Annotated in this window: 18 protein-coding genes, 2 tRNA genes, 2 riboswitches and 1 other annotated feature; of the genes, 4 read left to right on the top strand and 16 right to left on the bottom strand. The window is 42.3% G+C overall.

Annotation, left to right across the window (positions count from 1 at the left end; all coding sequences use genetic code 11):
- Positions 1-96: 96 nt before the first annotated feature.
- Positions 97-561: a tRNA adenosine(34) deaminase TadA gene (gene tadA / locus BM195_RS15235; protein ID WP_090240464.1), complete on the bottom strand. Its 465-nt coding sequence runs from the start codon at positions 559-561 to the stop codon at positions 97-99.
- A gap of 195 nt (positions 562-756) precedes the next feature.
- On the opposite strand from tadA, the gene BM195_RS15230 reads away from it, so the two are divergent.
- The gene (locus BM195_RS15230; protein ID WP_090240461.1) at positions 757-2,046 is read left to right on the top strand and encodes a glycoside hydrolase family 18 protein; all 1,290 of its coding nucleotides are present in this window, start codon (positions 757-759) and stop codon (positions 2,044-2,046) included.
- 46 nt (positions 2,047-2,092) lie between these two features.
- On the opposite strand, the gene BM195_RS15225 is transcribed toward BM195_RS15230, so the two are convergent.
- The 4 genes from BM195_RS15225 to BM195_RS15210 form a co-directional block, all read right to left on the bottom strand.
- Positions 2,093-2,608, bottom strand: a complete 516-nt coding sequence (locus tag BM195_RS15225) for a type 1 glutamine amidotransferase domain-containing protein (protein WP_090240459.1) — start codon at positions 2,606-2,608, stop codon at positions 2,093-2,095.
- Between the two features lie 191 nt (positions 2,609-2,799).
- Positions 2,800-4,515 (bottom strand): acetate--CoA ligase, encoded by a 1,716-nt coding sequence (gene acsA, locus BM195_RS15220; RefSeq protein WP_090240457.1) that lies wholly within the window; start codon positions 4,513-4,515, stop codon positions 2,800-2,802.
- Positions 4,516-4,724: 209 nt separating this feature from the next.
- Complete coding sequence (locus BM195_RS15215) at positions 4,725-5,966, bottom strand: dicarboxylate/amino acid:cation symporter (RefSeq protein ID WP_090240453.1); 1,242 nt, start codon at positions 5,964-5,966, stop codon at positions 4,725-4,727.
- 93 nt (positions 5,967-6,059) lie between these two features.
- A tRNA-Arg gene (locus tag BM195_RS15210) sits at positions 6,060-6,131 on the bottom strand.
- A gap of 182 nt (positions 6,132-6,313) precedes the next feature.
- On the opposite strand from BM195_RS15210, the gene BM195_RS15205 reads away from it, so the two are divergent.
- Both BM195_RS15205 and BM195_RS15200 read left to right on the top strand, forming a co-directional pair.
- A complete protein-coding gene (locus BM195_RS15205) occupies positions 6,314-6,961 on the top strand; it encodes a deoxynucleoside kinase (protein ID WP_090240635.1) in 648 nt (215 codons plus the stop codon).
- Between the two features lie 12 nt (positions 6,962-6,973).
- A complete protein-coding gene (locus BM195_RS15200) occupies positions 6,974-7,657 on the top strand; it encodes a deoxynucleoside kinase (protein ID WP_090240450.1) in 684 nt (227 codons plus the stop codon).
- Positions 7,658-8,187: 530 nt separating this feature from the next.
- Here the strand turns inward: BM195_RS15200 and proC are convergent.
- The 11 genes from proC to BM195_RS15140 all read right to left on the bottom strand — a co-directional run bounded on the left by proC (position 8,188) and on the right by BM195_RS15140 (position 18,230).
- Positions 8,188-9,003: a pyrroline-5-carboxylate reductase gene (gene proC, locus BM195_RS15195; protein ID WP_090240448.1), complete on the bottom strand. Its 816-nt coding sequence runs from the start codon at positions 9,001-9,003 to the stop codon at positions 8,188-8,190.
- 43 nt (positions 9,004-9,046) lie between these two features.
- Positions 9,047-9,261, bottom strand: a binding site (T-box leader).
- A gap of 142 nt (positions 9,262-9,403) precedes the next feature.
- Entirely contained in the window at positions 9,404-10,216 is an 813-nt protein-coding gene (locus BM195_RS15190; protein WP_090240444.1) for a hypothetical protein, read from the bottom strand.
- Positions 10,206-10,709 (bottom strand): RNA polymerase sigma factor, encoded by a 504-nt coding sequence (locus tag BM195_RS15185; protein WP_090240440.1) that lies wholly within the window; start codon positions 10,707-10,709, stop codon positions 10,206-10,208. Before BM195_RS15185 ends, BM195_RS15190 begins: the two co-directional genes overlap by 11 nt.
- Before the next feature lie 405 nt (positions 10,710-11,114).
- Positions 11,115-11,207: transfer RNA gene (locus tag BM195_RS15180), tRNA-Ser, on the bottom strand.
- Between the two features lie 277 nt (positions 11,208-11,484).
- Entirely contained in the window at positions 11,485-11,766 is a 282-nt protein-coding gene (locus BM195_RS15175) for a hypothetical protein (RefSeq protein ID WP_090240437.1), read from the bottom strand.
- A 390-nt stretch (positions 11,767-12,156) separates the two neighbouring features.
- Positions 12,157-13,371 carry a M20 family metallopeptidase gene (locus BM195_RS15165; RefSeq protein WP_090240433.1) on the bottom strand — a complete coding sequence of 405 codons (1,215 nt, stop codon included), beginning with the start codon at positions 13,369-13,371 and terminating at the stop codon, positions 12,157-12,159.
- A gap of 166 nt (positions 13,372-13,537) precedes the next feature.
- On the bottom strand, positions 13,538-14,347 hold the full coding sequence (locus BM195_RS15160; protein ID WP_090240430.1) for a MetQ/NlpA family ABC transporter substrate-binding protein: 810 nt from the start codon (positions 14,345-14,347) through the stop codon (positions 13,538-13,540).
- Between the two features lie 43 nt (positions 14,348-14,390).
- Positions 14,391-15,041, bottom strand: a complete 651-nt coding sequence (locus BM195_RS15155; protein WP_090240428.1) for a methionine ABC transporter permease — start codon at positions 15,039-15,041, stop codon at positions 14,391-14,393.
- A complete protein-coding gene (locus tag BM195_RS15150) occupies positions 15,031-16,062 on the bottom strand; it encodes a methionine ABC transporter ATP-binding protein (protein WP_090240425.1) in 1,032 nt (343 codons plus the stop codon). The genes BM195_RS15155 and BM195_RS15150 overlap by 11 nt, the downstream gene beginning before the upstream one ends.
- Positions 16,063-16,132: 70 nt before the next feature.
- Positions 16,133-16,237: riboswitch (SAM riboswitch) on the bottom strand.
- Positions 16,238-16,318: 81 nt separating this feature from the next.
- Positions 16,319-16,424: riboswitch (SAM riboswitch) on the bottom strand.
- Positions 16,425-16,500: 76 nt separating this feature from the next.
- On the bottom strand, positions 16,501-17,868 hold the full coding sequence (locus tag BM195_RS15145; RefSeq protein ID WP_090240422.1) for an ammonium transporter: 1,368 nt from the start codon (positions 17,866-17,868) through the stop codon (positions 16,501-16,503).
- Positions 17,869-17,888: 20 nt separating this feature from the next.
- Complete coding sequence (locus BM195_RS15140; protein ID WP_090240419.1) at positions 17,889-18,230, bottom strand: P-II family nitrogen regulator; 342 nt, start codon at positions 18,228-18,230, stop codon at positions 17,889-17,891.
- Between the two features lie 282 nt (positions 18,231-18,512).
- On the opposite strand from BM195_RS15140, the gene BM195_RS15135 reads away from it, so the two are divergent.
- A partial coding sequence (locus tag BM195_RS15135; protein ID WP_139224010.1) for a hypothetical protein occupies positions 18,513-18,763 on the top strand: 251 nt, incomplete at its 3' end.

The raw sequence follows: 18,763 nt of genomic DNA, 5'->3' as shown, positions 1-18,763 counted from the left end.
GTGGATACAATTTACAGTTCATTTATTGTCCAGCATGAATTCGCTGATAGACGGCCAAATTTCACTGATAATGCATCAGCTGCCAGTGATCGATCCCTATTTCTTTTTGCGCTCCCGCAGATCCCGGAAAAAATGCGTCAGCAACGCGCTGCACTCAGCCTGTAAAACACCACCGGAAACACCCGTCTGATGATTGAACCGCTCATCTTCCAACAAATTCATTAAGGTCCCTGCACAACCTGCTTTCGGGTCAGGGGCACCAAACACGACCCGTTTAATCCGTGACTGCACAATCGCACCGGCACACATTGGACAGGGTTCCAGCGTTACATACAATGTACATTCTTCAAGCCGCCAGCTGCCGATCTGACGATTAGCGTTGGCAATCGCCATAACCTCTGCATGTGATAACGTTGTCTGGGACGTTTCCCGGACATTGAATCCGCTTGCAATCACTTCATCCTGATAAACGATGACCGCCCCGATAGGCACTTCATTCAATTCCTGTGCCTTTTCCGCCTGTCCGATGGCTTCCCGCATATATGTGACATCATCTGCCATTTAAACACCCCGCAGCGTTTGAAATATATATTATTATATCACGCGTATTATAAAAAATTGTATGGCATCCAAAGAAAAATCTGAAATCACGGTGCACGCCATCTGATGTATTGTGTTGTGAATGCCAATCCAAGGTATATCTTCCTCCTATCTATCATAATGTGTAAAGAGGACTGATTTAAGGGAGGGATTTTTTTGCAAATACATGTTGTACAACAAGGAGATACACTATATAATATCGCCGATACATATGGTACTACACCGACCAATTTAATAGATGCCAATGAATTGGATGCACCCAATAACCTTGTTGTCGGCCAGACACTCGTCATTCCGATCGTAGGACAATTTTATGTTGTACAGCAGGGTGACAGTTTATTTTCGATTGCCCAACAATTTGGACTATCTGCTGAGCAATTGGCACAGGCAAACAACATACCTGTTGAGGGCACTCTGTCTGTCGGAACCCGATTATATATTCCGGAACAGCCAAAACCGGAAATCACGGCAAATGCCTATATCGAACCTACGGGGGATGAAGTTTCCCAAACGTTAGTCAATGCTGCAGCTAAAGCAGCTCCATACCTCACTTATCTCGCACCATTCAGTTATGAAGTCGGCCGAGATGGAACCCTCACAGCACCACCGCTGGATAATTTCGTTCAAATTGCCGAAAACAACAATGCGTCTCTGATGCTCGTTGTAACCAATCTGGAAGAAGGTGAATTCAGCCAGGAACTTGGACATATCATTGTTACTGTCCAAGCAGTACAAAACACGCTGCTGGACAATATCGTCAATACAGCAAATGAAGTTGGATTCAATGACGTCCATTTTGACTTTGAATTTTTGTCGCCGGAAGACCGTGAAGCCTACAATAATTTTTTACGGAGGGCAAAGCAGCGATTATCAGAAGAAGGTTTGCTCATGTCCACTGCCCTGGCCCCCAAAACAAGTGCAGAGCAGACAGGGGAGTGGTATGAGGCCCATGATTATGCAGCCCATGGAGAAATTGCCGACTTTGTTGTTCTGATGACGTATGAATGGGGGTACAGCTACGGTCCGCCATTAGCCGTATCACCAATAAATGAAGTGCGGGATGTTGTCAATTTTGCATTAAGTGTCATGCCTGCCAATAAAATTTTACTCGGACAAAATCTTTATGGCTATGATTGGACACTCCCATACGTAGAAGGAGGGGAACCTGCTGAAGCCATCAGTCCCCAGGAAGCCATCACAAGAGCACGTGAGCATAATGTTGCCATCGAATTTGACACAGAAGCACAAGCACCCTTCTATACGTATACAGATGCTCAAGGAAATAATCATGAAGTATGGTTTGAGGATGCCCGATCCATTCAGGCAAAATTTGATATGATGAAGGAATTGGGACTTCTGGGAATCAGCTACTGGAAATTAGGGTTGGCATTTCCGCAAAATTGGCTACTGCTGCAGGATAATTTCACCGTAAGGAAATTAGATTAAACCAATCCCCCCCTCAACGCTATGACACGATTGGGGGGGCCATATACTAGCTTAATAGTTTGATCGATTCACGGTTAAAGGCAGGCAGATCATCAGGCTGGCGGCTTGTGACCAGCTGATTGCCGCATACGACAACTTCTTCATCCTGTACATCGGCACCTGCATATGCCATGTCCACTTGAATGGATTTAAATCCGGTTGCTTTACGTCCTTCCAATGATTTCGCTGTAATCAGCAGCTGCGGACCGTGACAGATGGCAAATACCGGCTTGTCAGCATCCATGAAATGTTTGGTAAACTTGACAAATCGTTCATCCGCACGTAATTGATCCGGGGAGAAGCCGCCCGGTATAAACAGCGCGTCAAATTCATCCGGTGTCACGTTATCAATTGATTCATCTATTGCAACCGTTGTTTCATTGTTCTTGCCTGTCACGTCTTTACCTTTCTCATTTTCAACGGTTACGACCTCATGCCCGGCATCTCTGAAAGCCTTGGCCGGATCTGTATATTCCACATCTTCAAACATATTTGTTATAACGGTTGCTATTTTTTTAGCCATATAAGCTCACTCCTTTAAGAAAGTTATATGAGAATGTACCCTTTGAAAGGTATCCTGAAACTTGATTCATATTCATTGTAGAACGATTGCTCGCTTCCAGCCAAACATTCAGCTCAGGCAAAATTTATCGTATTTTTGTAAAAAACAGGCTTTCACGACGTGCTGTCTGATGAAAGCCTGTTTTTATAATATTATTCTTCTAATGTAGATGTATCTCCCGTTGGCAATCCAAGCTCCCAGGACTTCAGGAGACGGCGCATGATTTTTCCACTGCGCGTTTTTGGAATCGCATCTTTTATTTCCAGCTCACGAGGTGCAGCATGAGCACTAAGACCGGTTTTAACAAACTGACGTATATCTTCAAGCAATTCCTCTGAATCCTCATAGCCTTCATTCAACGTGATAAACGCTTTAATAATTTCCCCGCGTTCCGGATCCGGTTTTCCGATAACGCCTGCTTCTGCAACAGCCGGGTGTTCAATCAGCTTACTTTCCACCTCAAACGGCCCGACACGCTCACCGGATGTATTAATGACATCATCCAGACGCCCCTGGAACCAGAAATAACCGTCCTCATCTTTATAAGCACTGTCGCCAGATACATACCAGCCATTGACAAAATAGCTTTCAAACTTTTCCGGACGCTTCCAGATTTGGCGCATCATTGACGGCCATCCCCTTTTGATTGCCAGATTGCCCATTTGATTTGGAGGCAGTTCATTTCCTTCATTGTCAACGATCGATGCCTCAATTCCCGGAAGCGGTTTACCCATTGATCCTGGGCGAATTTCCAGTGATGGCAGGTTTACAATAAGCTGTGCACCTGTTTCAGTCATCCACCACGTATCATGAATTCTAAGGTCAAATGCCTTGAGTCCCCACGTAATGACTTCCGGATTCAACGGTTCCCCGACACTCATGACATGACGCAATGATGAGAGGTCATACTTTTTCACGACATCTTCACCGGCACTGACCAGCTTCCGGAGCGCCGTTGGTGCTGTATACCAGACTGATACATTATATTTATCAATGGTACCATACCAGTCGTCCGGACTAAATCGGCCGCCGCGAATGACATTGGTAACACCATGAAGCCATGGAGCAAAAATGCCATAACTTGTTCCAGTTACCCAGCCCGGATCAGCTGTACACCAATAAACATCATCTTCTCGTAAATCCAATACCCATTCAGCTGTTGCATAATGCTGGATCATCGCATTATGAACGTGATAAACGCCTTTCGGTTTGCCGGTAGAACCTGATGTATAATGAATGAGCATACCATCCCCAAGAGCAACCCATTCAATATCAAAATCAGTTGATGCTGCTTTCATTTCACTGTCATAATCAATATATTTATCAGATGTTTCATTGTTCCCGCCGACAAGCACAATTTTTTCAAGATCAGGCAAATCTTCTTGCGGAACTCGCTCCAATAATTCAGGCGTGGTGATCAGCATACTTGCTTCACTGTCCTGCAAACGGTCACGGACAGCCTGCTCCATAAATGCTTCAAATAACGGTCCGGCAATAGCACCTGTTTTTAAGATCCCGAAGAATGCTGCATAAAACTCAGGGCTTCTCGGAAGGAAAAGAAATATACGGTCTCCTTTCTGAACCCCGTGTTTTTTCAGTACATTTGCAAATTGATTGCTTTGCCTGCGTAATGCATCAAACGTTACGTTTTCCTCACGATCAGGTGACGAATACAATAACGCAGCTTTATCCTTTTTATTGGGATCTTCCGCATGGCGATCAACTGCCTCATATGCCATATTAACTTTTCCTGTAGTATTCCAGCTGAAATGTTTTTTCACATCTTCCCAAGAAAACTTCTCGCGCATACTTTCGTAGTTTTGCAGATTAAACTTACCATCCTGTGCGGGTATACGCTGCATATCCATTCCTATCACCCCATCTTAAAATTTGTAATCGGTTGCAAAACCGCTCACTAAAAGTTACGTTATAATTGTATTAAATATACAATTATATAAAGTTTTATAAACATTTTGCCAACTATCAACTATTTTAGAACATTTTGTGACAATTTTAAAGTGTTTTACGCTGAAGGAATTAAAAACACCCTTGCGTCAGCATCACGCAAGGGTGTAAATTACACTTTTTCATTAGCCTGGACTGGTTGTGTATCCTTCCGTTTTTCTCTTTCAGATATAATATAAGCACATGCAGCGTCACCTGTAATATTCAAGGATGTTCGCAGCATATCCAACAGGCGGTCCACCCCAATAATCAGTGCAATTCCTTCTGTTGGGAGCCCAACCTGATTTAATACCATGGCCAGCATCACCAGCCCGACACCCGGAACACCGGCTGTCCCGATACTTGCCAGTGTCGCAGTAAGAATAACCATGACAATATCTGTGAAACCTAAATCGATCGCATACACTTGCGAAATAAACACGGTTGCAACAGCCTGCATAATGCCTGTTCCGTCCATATTGATGGTCGCACCGAGCGGCTGGACAAAACTGCTGACGGATTTTCTGACGCCAAGTTTTTCCTGGGCCATCCTCATGGAAACAGGAAGCGTGGCACTGGAGCTTGACGTACTGAAGGCAACAGACATGGCAGGGAAAAATGCTTTATAAAATGTCAAAGGATTCCCTTTGCCGACTCCCCAAATGGCCAGACTGTACGTCAATGCACCATGAAGCAGCAAACCTAAAATAACGGCAACCATATACATCAGCATCGAACCCAATGCATCAAGCCCCGCACCGCCGAGAGCCGAGGCAATCAAAGCGAAAGCGCCGTATGGAGCAGTTTTCATAACCAGATTAACTAAAAATAGCAAAATTTCATTTGCCTCTTCAAATAAATGATGAATGCGTTTTGTTTTATCACCTAAAACAGCAAGGGCAACACCAATGAAAATAGCAAAAGCAATAATTTGCAGCATATCACCACTGCTCATAGCATCAATCGGATTTTCCGGAATAATATTAATCAATGTTTCTATAACCGGTGGAGGCGTTTGTTCTTCATATTCTGTATCACCAATATTAAAATCGCCTCCGGTACCAGGCTCCAGCAAATAGCCGATGCCAATACCAATCAATAAGGCAATAGCTGTCGTAACAAGATAAAAAGTAATCGTCTGCACGCCTATCTTGCCCAGTTTCACCGGATCACTCAGACCTGCCGTTCCCAATACAATCGATACAAATACAATTGGAACAACCAGCATCATAATCAAATTCAAAAACAGCTGACCAACAGGATGTAACACATATTGATCAGCAACAGAAAAGACTTCTGATGGCGCAAAGCTTAAACCGACACCGGTCATAACACCTAACACAAGAGCAATCAGGATTTTCTTTGTCAAATTCATGCTGCATGTTCCTTTCTTGATGAGATTTTTTTAAAGCCGTATGTTAGAAAATGCATTCAGAAATGGATGGTTGGCAATTGGAATTATGAGGCACGCCCCCGGCAGGAATCGAACCTGCGCACACGGCTTAGGAGGCCGTTGCTCTATCCCCTGAGCTACGGGGGCACGTAAAATAGGACTTGTCCAATTAAAAGAGAGAGATACCGAAAGTGAAAAAAGGCACAATCAATATTATACAAAAATTCCAGCTAAATGAAAAGTGGATTTTGATTTTACATGGAACTGCTCTTTTTTGTATGCTACAATTAGTATTTGTTGACTATAATCGCCTGATTGGAGGGAAAGTTATGCTGGAGGCCCCGTTCATTGCAATCGAAGGACCAATCGGAATCGGAAAAACATCACTTGCCAAAAAACTTTCTGTCCATTTTAATTTCCACCTGTTAAAAGAAATCGTTGAAGAAAACCCATTCCTTGGAAAATTTTACGATAATATTGAGGAATGGAGCTTTCAAACGGAAATGTTCTTTCTTTGCAATCGTTATAAACAGCTGGAGGATATTGAACAAAAATATCTGAATCAGAATAAAGCAGTCATCGCTGACTATCATATCTTCAAAAACATGATTTTTGCCAAACGTACACTGCCGGACGATAAATTTAACAAGTATGAACAAATTTACCATATATTAACAAAAGACATGCCTGTGCCGAATATCATGATTTACTTGCATGCCAGTCTTGATACCATATTGGATCGGATCCGACTACGCGGAAGAGATATTGAACAGAATATTAAGCCATCCTATCTGGCACAGCTCATACAAGATTATGAAGACTATATGAATGAATTTGAAGTGCTTCACCCGGATATACCCGTTATCCGAATCAATGGGGATAAAACAGATTTTGTAAAATATCAGAAGGATCTTGAGCACATTATCAGTCTAGTGGAACAGCAGCTGTGCAGCCACAAGGCAGTATCCAAACCATAAAGGGGAACAAAAATGAATTTACGTGAGAAATACCAGATTCCAAACGACAGCATTATTACAGTCGCCGGTACAGTCGGAGTCGGGAAATCAACTATGACAAAAGCATTAGCTAACACACTTAATTTTAAAACGTCTTTTGAAAAGGTCGATGCCAATCCATATCTTGGGAAGTTTTACGATGATTTCGAACGCTGGAGCTTCCATCTGCAAGTTTATTTTCTGGCCGAACGTTTTAAGGAACAAAAAAAGATTTTCGAATATGGCGGCGGGTTTATTCAAGACCGTTCGATTTATGAAGATACAGGCATTTTCGCTAAAATGCATTATGAGAATGGAACGATGTCCAAAACAGATTATGAAACATATACAAACCTGTTTGAAGCCATGGTGATGACGCCGTATTTCCCACACCCTGATTTATTAATTTATCTAGAAGGTTCATTTGATAAAATACTGGAGCGGATTCAAAACCGCGGCCGGGAAATGGAAAAAAGTACACCCATTTCCTATTGGGAAGAACTGTATAAACGCTATGAGGAATGGATTAACAACTTTAACGCATGCCCGATTTTGCGTGTCGATATTTCGGATTATGATTTATTTGAGCAAGACGAATCCATTGAACCAGTTCTGGAAAAAATCGGTCATTTCATCCAGCAATCACGAAAATGGAAAACACGGGAACTGATAAAATAAAAAAACTGCTCCATCGCAGAAGACGTACTTATGCCGGCACTGGTGATTAATGTGCTGAATTTAGCCGGCCTTTTGCAGGAAATTAAACGAATCTGTGTAAAGTGACGGAGCATACGGCCGTTACTTTGCAGTTTCGTTTAATTTCCCCCACCATATTTATAATCAGTACGCTACACGATCATTGATCGCCTCAACCAGTTCTTCCTATGAACAATCGTTTCAATCCAGTTGAACTATCATATTTAATCGCCCTCTCATCTGCGCGATTTTAGAACAAAGCGAGATGCCATAAAGTGTTTGGAGCGTTCTTGATTGCGCTTCCCGAGAATCTTTACTGGCTTATAGAAACAAACGACGTTGCAACATTTTTGATAAGATACATGTCAAAACATATCGAACTCAAGCCATTCAAAGCCATTCATCACGATATTCGAGCAGATATAATTTAACCCTTCAACAGTTTTATTTTTAAAAACATCTCTATCGTTCAACACTTTCATTGAAAAAGGAATTGATATGATCGCTTATTCCTATAGCTTCTTCCCTAATTCAATTGAACGGTTCCGTGCACGTTCCACACATGTCATGATCGTTTCCTGGAACTTATGTTCAGTGAGTGATTCAAGTCCAGCCTGAGTTGTCCCGCCCGGGCTTGTAATATTTTCACGAAGCTTGGCCGGATCCAAGCCGGATGTTTTGAGCATTTCTCCGGCTCCAACGATTGTTTGCGTGATCAGATTATGCGCTGTATCTTGATCCAATCCAGCTTTCACTGCGGCTGCTTGCATTGCTTCGACTAAATAATACACATATGCCGGGCCGCTTCCCGATATGGCGGTAACCGTATGCATATCATCCTCAAGTACCTCTGTTGCTGTACCGATCGTATTAAAAAGCTCCATCGCCGTTTCCAGATGTTTTTCTGCAGCAAATTTCCCCCGGGTAATAGCTGTAGCAGATTGTCCCACTGCAGATGATGTATTTGGCATTGCACGAACAACCGGCACCTTTTTGCCGATCAATTGTGAAATAATATCGGTTGAAACACCTGCTACCACAGAGATAACCAGCTGGTCCGTATTCAAGTAATCGCCAATGGAACTGGCAGCTGCTTTTACATCATAAGGTTTCACCGCAATGACGATCATATCTGCGCCGTCGATTATTTCCCTGACATCGTCTGTCTTTTGAACGGCATACTGTTTTTCAAGAAACGCCAATCGTTCTTGATCCGACTTATTCGTGACATAAATCTGTTCTTTCGGTAAAAAGCCACTGTTTAATATACCAGTCAAGATTGATTCAGCCATTGATCCGGCACCGATAAATCCCAGTTTTTCACCCATCTTCATCTCTCCTTTAAATTAAAAAACACCCGAATCGATCCTGTAAAAGGACGGATTGGGGTGTTTTCCGTGGTACCACCTTCATTGACATGTTTGACATGCCCACTCTTTATGATAACGCAGGAAGACTGCGGTCAGGGTTAATCTGACAACTCCGAGGCAGGTTTCACAAAAGCTATAGCCGATGGAATCTTTCAGCCGGTGAATTCCACTCTCTTGCGGAAAGCGTTTTGCTACTGACCTCTTCTTCGTTTAAAAAGTTATTTAAAGAATCATTCCAGTACAGATGCAAGGATCATATTTGTTCATGCACTTACCTGTATTTTATGTAATATACCGGCTAGTATTCCCAATGTCAAGTATAAAAACGAGGCTTTCACCTGTAAGCCTCGTTGTCTCTTTATTGACTGATTGATTCTCTTAAAGCCTGGAGCCTTGATCCCATCCCGTCACCTGCAGCGATTACATATTCATATTGAATGACTAATACATTCTCCTCAATTTGATAAACGTAATATCCTTGAGGCGGGGATGAAAAATGCTGCCCGATCCCGTGATACGGATTTTCTTCACCGGGTGGTGTTTCAGCTGACTCTTCCGTCTCGCTGGCATCCCCGCTATAGTCGGATTGTACATCGGAAACAACGTCATCCAAGCTGACATCTTCTATAACTTCCAGCCTGATCCAGGCATTATCATCATCGCTGTAATGTCTGACGGCCCCCTCATCAATGGTATAATTGCCGAGAAATTCATCCATTTGATAGTAAATGCCATATGGCTCAAGTGAATAGTTGGTGACCGTCGTCTCTTTTTCCGTACCTTCCAGCATAATCGTTTGGGTTTCTGTTCCTTGTTCACTAACCGATATTTGTTGTGATGCTGTGTCATCCGTGTCTCCTTCTTGTCCGCTGTCAGCAGCTTCTTTGCCTGTATCACCTGTATTTGCTTTATTTTCCGGTTGATCATGATCATCTGCCGGCAGAACGGATTGATTGCTGTTAATCGTATTCACCAGAAGCACGCCGCATATAAATAAAACAGCAGCAGTTGAAAACCAGATAGCTGATTGCTTTAATTTTTTTCGCTTGCGCTTCTTCTTCGCATGTTTTCTAATTGCATTTTTCATCGATTCTTTTTTTTGAGGGTCTAATGAAACAGATGTTTTCAATTCTTTTAACTCCTTTTGTAATTCGTCCTCGTTAAAATTCATAATCGCCCTCCTTTACTTTTCCTTTTAAAGCTTTTAATGCTCGATGAAATGTTACGCGCACCTTTGTATCATGCCATTGTAAAATACTGGCTGTTTCGGCAACCGATAATTCTTCAATACCCCGCAATATAACGACGTCCTGATAATCCTGTTTCAGTTTTGAAATGGCCTGATGCAATTGATGTTTGGTTTCATTAGCCAGCTGCTTTTCTTCTGGTGATATATCTGTTCGATCATCATACGTTTTGATTAATTTACGCCAATCCTGTCGTTTCCTTTTTCGTGCCTCATCAATGGCCAGATTACGTGCAATTGATATGAGCCATGTTTTAGGACTGGAGTCTCCTTTAAACGAATCATACCGATCAATCGCCTTTATAAAAACTTCCTGCACTAAATCTTCCACATCAGGAGTGGACATGTAATAGACAAGAAACTTATATATATCATCACTATAAGAATCAAACCAGTCCGTAATTAATTCCTCATCCATCCTGCAGCCTCCTTTTATCAGGATTTCTTAATGATGTCCTTTGTTCATTAGACGATGTTATTAATCAAATATTACAGTTTTACTCAAAAATCAGCCATATAAAAACACTGCCATTCATAGCTTAGATATGCATGCCTCTATTAAAAGACTCTTTTCATAAAGATTGTGTTATTAAACCCGCAGCCTGAATACACAAGTATCGTCGTGCTGCAAGTTGTTTCGATGCAGCATGCACTCCTCGCAACTCGAAGCTATTCGGTATAAGTATGACTCGTTGCTTTCCGCAAGTGATCCGTATGCTCGAGCAAACATGATACATGATGTTACTCACATAGCCAAATAAAAAAACCGCTACTAATGTAACGGTTTGGTGGTTTTATCTCCAACTTATGCGATTTAATTAAATGGAGGAGGTAGAGGGATTCGAACCCCCGCGCGGTTTGACCCGCCTGTCGGTTTTCAAGACCGATCCCTTCAGCCAGACTTGGGTATACCTCCATGCGACAAGATATAATATACTATAGTATAAATATCTTGTCAATCCCGGTGAAAAATTTTGAGTGAGTCAATTTTTTGCGGGAAGTTTCTCTCGACCTTTGAATTTCTTTTTGATTGTTGATGTAAAGACGCGGTTATTTTCTTACCTGCGGCCCGTATACACTCCGCTTTCCGCGGGTGGCTGGTGAGCCTCCTCGTGCTGGCGCACTACGGGGTCTCACCGATGCCTTTCCTCCCGCTGGAGTCTGCGTGTATACGGGCCGCTTAGTGTATAAATCTATTTTTGGGAGTGGAGGCCAGCTAATCCACGCAAAGCCTGTGCTGTATTGCTGCTTAGCTCCTTACCCCACAGTACAAGCATGCTGCCTATCACAGCTCCTACAGACTGTCCTGTCTTTTGTTTCAGTAATTGTTTGAGCGAAACCTTTTCTTCCCGAGATTCGTCATTCTGATAATCACTTGTTGTGAAATCAAGCGCCTCTTCCAATGTTCCATCAAACCGGTGAATAATGGATCTCGTCATAGCCTCAAGGCCGTCCACAGACCAGCTATAACCCATTTTCTTCAGGCGCCTGGAAAAGAAGTTCATGTTGGAGTTCGGCGGAACCCATCGGACGCATCCAATCCGTCTCTACGCCCTTTTCCTACAGTCTCTCACGATAACCCCTGATGGCTTCTTGATTATCTAAAATAAACATGCGCAATTCGGCAATGTCATCTTTCTTATCGTCGTCTATCTCCGCCTTCTCTGCCTCAGCGATAGCGGTTGATAAAGATGCCGGATGAGGAATTCCACCTTTTGTTTGGTTTTTCGACGAATCTATTCTATCAAAGGTGAGAGTTCCTTTGTTGTGTGATACAAAGGACGTCAACTTTCAAAATGTTCGATTTAATATATCTCTTCCCGTAAATATTTTACTTATACAAAAATTTTTATGTGTATTATTTCCTATTGATGAGCGGGCTCTGTCCGCTCCAAAAACTCCTGGTAAATCCCATCATAAACCGATCTGTTCCTTAAAAGTTCCAGTATGGTCAAAGCGACTGCCTTTGCACCCGTTATAAGTGCCTGATCTCCTTTTTCAGACCGCGCCGCTTCTCTAAATACATCCGTATGTCCTACTAGATCAGTCGGACCTATTTTAATATGAGGATGAATCGTCGGGACAACTTGGCTGACATTTCCTGCGTCTGTTGATCCCAGAGCCGTTCTTTCCACTGTATTAACTGTTTCACCCAACCCTTCGATGACTTCTTTAAATACATGATCGAAGCGTTTGTTAACAATAAAGTTATCGACTTCATTTTGGAACGGCGTTATGTTGACAGTCGCTCCGGTTGCCGATGCAGCGCCATTTGCAATTCCCTTCACTTTTTCCGTTACATCGTTTAAGACCGTCCTGGTTGCTGCCCGTATAAAAAATCTCGCTTTCGCATATTCCGGAACGATGTTGGGTGCATCACCACCATTGCTTATAACGCCATGAATCCTGACATCAGACGGTAAATGCTGACGTAACGCATTAATCCCGTTAAACAGTTGGATAACCCCATCCAGCGCATTGATTCCTTTTTCTGGATGGGCTGATGCATGTGCGGATTGGCCAAAAAATTCAAAATCAAGCGGATCGACGGCTAGAGTTGGACTGGTCAGATTCGTTTCATTTCCGGGATGAAGCATTACAGCAGCGTCAATATTCTCCAATAAACCTGCCTTCACAAAACTTCCTTTCGCACTGCCATTTGGACCGCCTTCTTCTGCAGGTGTTCCAAGCACAATAAGTTCCCCGCCAATTTCATCAATGACCTTACTTAAAGCAACAGCTGCAGCAACACTTGTTGTTCCAATCATGTTATGTCCACATGCATGACCTAGCCCCGGCAGCGCATCATACTCAGCTAATAAACCGATTCTAAGCCCTTCTTTTTCACCTTTTCGTTGCGCCAGGAATGCTGTTTCATGACCAGCAACACCTGTTTCAATCGTGAAACCTTCTTTAAAAAGGATATCCGTTAATAATTGTGATGCAAAATATTCTTCATTCCCGATTTCCGGATTATCATGAATTGCATGACTTGTTTTCACGTATTGTTCTTGATGCGCTTCAATGTTTCCAGAAATCATATTTTTCATCTCAGCTAATCTGCTTGCTGTAATTGTCATCCAATCACCCCATCATATTATTTTTGGAAACTTTTTTCGTTGTGCATCGAGCAGCCAGAATTCACAAGTGAAAGCAATAAACTTTTAGCAAAGTTATTTGGAAAAACCCGCTTTCACACCAAATCCTCATAGTGAGAGCCTTAGTGTTTAACGTTACAAAAAATGCTTACCAGCCAATTTTGTCCAGCGATACGAAAGTGGGTATCTGATTTCCCTCGTATTCTTCTTCAATTAATGCCTTCACATCATCTGATTGGTAAATATCAGCCAATTGCTGCAGCACTTCGTTATCTTTGTCTTCTTCATTAACAGCGATAATATTGATATAAGGTGTTGCTGTTTCATTTTCATGAAAAATGGAATCATCTAATGGGCTGAATCCTGCATCAACGGCAATTCCATTATTAACAATGGAAGCAGCTACATCCGGCAAAACACGCGGCGTTTGAGCCGCTACAAGTGTTTCAAACTGCAAATTCTTAGGGTTATCCACAATCTTGTCTAAAGAGCCATTGCCATCAAAGTCTTCCTCTAATTCAATCAATCCTGCTTCCTGCAACAGCAGCAGCCCGCGTCCCATATTGGTTGCTTCTTTAGGCAGGGCAATGGTCGCCCCTTCCGGCAGTTCTTCTGGTGAATCGTATTTTTCAGAGTAAAGCCCCATTGGTGCTATGACGGTTGTAGCAATTGGAGCTAGATCCAGATCATGTTCTTCGATAAATGCATCAAAGTAGGATACTGTTTGAAAGGCATTCGCATCAAGCTCTCCTTCAGCCAGTGCCAGATTCGGCTGCACGTAATCCGAAAAACGAACAATCTCAACGTTAATGCCTTCTTCCTTTGCTTTTTCGGCAACAAAATCCCAAACCGTTGTGTCGGAGCCACTAATTCCCACCTTTACGGTTGACTCACTGTTACAAGCACTCACAATGACTATTAAGCCGATAAGTAATACTAAAAATCCAAATTTCTTCATGTTGTTTTTCTCTCCTTTTAACGATAACTTTCCGCTCCTGATTTTAGCGCCGTCTGACTTTTCTGGATAATATATTTCCCGCCGTTTGCAATCCTTGTACCATGACAACAAGAATGGCTACGGTAATTATCATCACGATCGTGTCAAATCGCTGATAGCCATAAGTAATAGCTAAATCGCCAAGTCCGCCGCCGCCAATTGCACCAGCCATAGCTGAGGCACCAATCAGCCCAATCGTTGCAATAGTTAATCCTAATAAAAGAGAGCTTAATGCCTCTGGTATCAGGAATCGCATGATAATTTGCCGTGGTGTTGCGCCCATTGCCTGCGCAGCTTCCATAACACCAGGATCAACTTCAAGCAGCGAGTTTTCAATTAATCTGGCAATGTATGGCCCTGAAAAAAGCACCATAGGTACAATAGCAGCTGCCGTCCCGATTGACGTTCCAACAAGCAATCGGGTAAACGGGATTACAGCAACCATCAAAATAATAAAAGGTATCGATCGAAATACGTTGACAATGGCATTCAGCACATTAAAAACCGCTGCATTCTCCCACAAATGTCCTTTACGTGTGACAACCAGCAAAATACCCAACGTTAAACCAATTACAGTTGCAAAAAGCAGTGAAATAGCGACCATTGTAATGGTTTCGCCTAATGCTGCCAGAATTTGATTCCAGTCAACCAGCATCTTCTAGCACCTCCTTGACGGTTACTTCCTGTTGATTGATATCCATGATAACCCGATTAATCTCTTTTGCGTCACCTTCGAATTTCACAATCAAATTGCCAAAAGGTGTTCCCTGCAGCTCCGTTATACTGCCAAATAAGACATTCACTTCCACATCAAAACGTTTAGCTATTTGGGAAAGCAGCGGCGCTCCAGCAGAATCACCAACAAATACAATGCGATAAATCCGGTTAGTAGATGATTGTGATTGTATTAATTGATGAACGGATTCTGGTATGTCATCTTGCATCACTGTACTGACAAAATCATGTGCAATTTCTGTTTTTGGCTGTGCAAAAACCTCAAAAACAGATCCTGATTCGATGACTTTCCCCTGATCTAGAACAGCTACCTTATCGCAAATCTCCCGAATAACACCCATTTCATGCGTAATGATTAAAATCGTAATGTTATACGCCTGATTAATTCTTTTTAAAAGCTTTAAAATGGATTCTGTCGTTTGCGGATCCAGTGCTGACGTTGCTTCATCACATAATAAGACAGATGGCTGAGTTGCCAATGCCCGGGCAATGCCTACGCGTTGTTTTTGGCCGCCCGACAGCTGGTCCGGGTAATCAGCCGCCTTATCACGGAGACCAACGAATTCTAATAGCTCATATACGCGTTGTTCCACTTCTTTTTTTGATTGCTTCATGAGCAATAATGGCATGGCTACGTTCGTAAAAACGGTTTTCGAATTAAGCAAATTGAAATGCTGAAAAATCATTCCGATATGCCGTTTTGCCTCCCGCAGTTCCTTAGGCGAAAGACACTGCAGGTTCTGATTATTTACAATAACGTTTCCCGAAGTTGGCCGCTCGAGTAAATTCACACAACGCACCAGTGAACTTTTGCCTGCACCACTGAAACCGATAACACCATATATCTCGCCTTCCTCAATATGCAGATCAACCTCATCTAATGCCTTTACTTGCTGTCCTGCACTTTCGTAAATCTTCGTCACGTTTTCAAACGTAATCAATGATACCCACTCCTTCAAATATAAAAATGCCTCTCCTTAATCGATAAGAAGAGGCATTTCCGCATACCTCTTCTTATCTATCAAGCCTTGTTGCCTGCTGGATTTGGCACAGTACTTAAAAAAGTCCGCTGCCGAGGTTTCACAGGGCCAGTCCCTCCACCTCTCTGGATAAGAAGTTCAGATATATTCAGTTGTTAAAAATTAGAAATCTCTTCCTATAATGAAATAAGAAGAGATTTAAGAAACGTGCACACTCTTCTTATTTTCAAGCGAATGCTTGCTGGAATTGGCACAGTACTTTGTTATAAAGTCCGCTGCCGAGGTTTCACAGGGCCATGTCCCTCCACCTCTCTGAATAAGAAGTTCGATTATTTAATTTAATATGATTTAAACTTTACTACCGTTATAACATTTTGTCAATTGTTTTTTACGCAGTTTTCATATTTTTTCTTCTGCATTTGAACCAGACAAGCTATTTAAACGGTCAGCCAGTGCCAGTTTACCATCTACAGTCTCTTGATTATTCGATAAAATAACCTCTTTTAGCTCATAAGCGTTGGATCCGTGCTCCGTAAAGTCAAGACCGGCAATTTCTTCTTTTTGTGATACACGAATCGGAGCGAAACGTGTTGCAACAAATAAGAAAGTCCCCATCACAGCCATTGTCCAGACAATTACGGCAATAACACCTGCCAATTGTACAAACAACTGGGAGGGCCCCGCTCCATAAAAAAGACCATTGGTTGTCGAGAACAGGCCGACTGCAACCGTTCCCCAGATACCGCAGATACCATGCACTGTAATAGCGCCTACAGGATCGTCAATCCGCAATTTAACATCCAGAAAGTGAATACCTTCCACTAACACAACACCTGAAATGATACCGACGAGTATGGAACCCCCAAGTGATATTTCTGCACAGCCGGCTGTGATACCAACAAGGCCAGCCAATACACCGTTGAGTGATAACGATCCATCTACACGATTAAAGCGGAGTTTCGTATATAAAACCGTGGATATCAGTGCTGCCGACGTTGACAGCAGCGTGGTACCTATAACCATCGGCACTAATTCAGGATCAGCCGCCAGTGAGCTTCCACCATTGAAGCCGAACCAGCCAAGCCAAAGAATGAATACCCCCAGTGCTCCCAGCGGAATATTATGACCTGGTATAACATTGACTTTCTTACCGCTATATTTTCCAAGACGCGGTCCCAGAAACAATACAGCTGTTAAAGCACCGATAGCACCAGTCAGATGAACAACTGTCGAACCGGCAAAATCACTGAATCCAAGTGCTGTCAGCCAGCCATCACCCTGCCAAATCCAGTGGCCGACTACCGGATAGATAAAGGCCGTCATGACAGCGACCATCATGACATAACTGCTTAATTTCATACGCTCTGCAACAGCGCCCGAAATAATCGTGGCTGCTGTGGCAACAAACATTGCCTGAAATACAAAGAAACCAATGTCCTCAACGCCACTTAGCATAAAACCATCACTGCCTATCAGCGAAACCGAGGATGTACCGAACATCAGCCCATAGCCGACAAGAAAAAAAAGAATGGCAGCAAGACTAATGGTAATAAAGTTCTTCATCAGAATATTGAGGGCGTTTTTTGCCCTCGTAAACCCTGATTCAACCATCGCAAATCCTGCATGCATGAAGAATACCAAAAAGGCAGCCATCATCACCCATACTGTATCAACAGACAGCTGAAGTGACTCAGTTGTCGGTGCTGCATATACCCTTGAGGTAAGTGACAAAAAAAGAAACGATAAAAAGGCAATTTTTTTAATCATACATGATCCTCCTTTAAATGTTAGAGTACCGCTTGTTCCCCCCGCTCACCTGTACGAATGCGAATCGTTTGCTCAATCGGAGATATAAAGATTTTTCCGTCGCCAACATCTCCTGTGCTGCAAGTTTTAATCATTAGATCAATAATTTTTTCTAATTGATCTTCATCCGCAACAATTTCCACTTTGATCTTAGGAAGCAGTTCAACCTTGAACGTTGTACCACGAAAAATCCCTGTGCCACCTTTTTGTTTTCCGGTTCCTGCTGCTTCCGTTATGGTCATACCACCGATTCCAATATCCGATAGTTTATCACGGAGTAACTGAATCCTTTCCGGACGAATGATCGCTTCAATTTTTTTCATATGTTTCAAACACCTCTCAAAAAATATGTTAACTTTCTTAACATAAAAAGTTATATTATTTATCATAATGGTTGAAAGTAAAAAATTCAAGCCCTATTTTTTGAAAATTTTTATAAAAACGCTTACATTTTGTGTGTTCTGTCTGTTTCACAAGGACAAAAGGATATAAGCCAAAGATAAATCCGAACGACGATTCCACTATGATTGGAAAAAACTGATATGCTCCCTTCTAAGTAGGCAGATAAAAAAATAAAATCTGCTACTTTGAGGGGAGTTATTTTTATGCCAAGAAAGAATTATACGATTGAATTTAAACAAATAGTATTGGATGCATATGAACATAAAGGTTTTAGCTTAAGAGGTATTTATCAAAAGTATGGTGTACATCATACAGCGCTTATGGATTGGAAGAAATCCGTAACCAAATATGGATGGAAAGGTTTAAAGAGAACCTCTTCTAAGAAGAAAGTGTATACAAAAAAAGTGAAGTTGGCAGCTATTTCTGATTATCTAGCCAAACACTACTCACTTAA

It is taken from the genome of Lentibacillus halodurans (assembly GCF_900112045.1).
GTDB classification, from domain to species: Bacteria; Bacillota; Bacilli; order Bacillales; family Amphibacillaceae; genus Lentibacillus; species Lentibacillus halodurans.
Note: the sequence above shows the minus strand (reverse complement) of the source record. Positions and strands in the feature narration are given on the sequence as shown.